Genomic DNA, 975 nt, shown 5'->3' with positions numbered 1-975 from the left:
AGCCACCCCATGGGTGGCTGCCTTTGGGTATGCCGACACACCGCACAGCCACCCATGGGGTGGCTCTACCGGACGTGGCGATTACACCGCCGGCGAGCGGATGCGACGATCAAACCGCCGGCGAGAACGTCAACGTCGCCACCACACCCCGATCCACGCCCGGGCGCACACTGACCTGCCAGCCGTACAGATCGCATAGGCGGCTGACGATCGACAAGCCGATCCCGCCACCCTGCGAGTGCCCGGCATGGGTACCGCGGTAACCGCGCTGGAACAGCTTGGCCGCATCCTCCGCGCTCAACCCCGGGCCGCTGTCGATCACGTCCACGTGGTTGCCGGTGACGACCACGCGCACCGAGCCTTCCTGCGAGTACTTCACCGCATTGCCGATCAGGTTGCCCAGGGCCACCGACAGCGCGGATTCGGGCGCGTCGATGACCAGCTCGCGGTCGCCCTCCAGCACCAGCTCCAGCGGCTTGCCGCCAAGCTGGGCGCGGTGCGCATCAAGCAATTGCTCTGCCACCCGCGCCACGTTGCTGTTGCCCTGCCCGCGCTCGTTGCGCGAGAGCAGCAGCAGGGAGCCGATCAGATCGGTGCATTGCTGTTCGGCACGCTGGATGCGCTGCAGCCGCTGCAGCACCTTTTCATCCAGGCCGGGGCGCGCCAGCAACAGCTCGGTCGCGCCGCGAATGACCGCCAGCGGCGTACGCAGCTCGTGGCTGACGTCGGCGTTGAACTCACGGTCGCGCTGGACCACTTCGGTCAATCGCGAGGAATAGTCGTCGAGCGCCTGGGCCAGCTGGCCCACCTCGTCGTCGGGAAAGCGCGGGGCCAGTGGCTCCGGCTCGCTGGTGCCACCCCGGTAAGCCCGCAGACGCGCCGCAAGATCGGACACGGGCTTCATCACCTTGGAGGCCGACCACCAGCCCAATACCAGCGACAGCAGGCTGAACACCAGCACCGACACCAGCAAGG

General features: G+C 67.8%; 1 protein-coding gene. It reads right to left on the bottom strand.

Going from position 1 to position 975, the window contains the following annotated elements:
- Nucleotides 1-109: 109 nt before the first annotated feature.
- On the bottom strand, nucleotides 110-975 hold an 866-nt coding region (locus ACXJKH_RS21265), incomplete at its 5' end, for a sensor histidine kinase (RefSeq protein WP_457322352.1).

This window comes from Stenotrophomonas sp. P5_B8 (assembly GCF_054049855.1).
The sequence above is the reverse complement of the archived record's forward strand: the minus strand, read 5'-3'. Positions and strand labels throughout refer to the sequence as shown.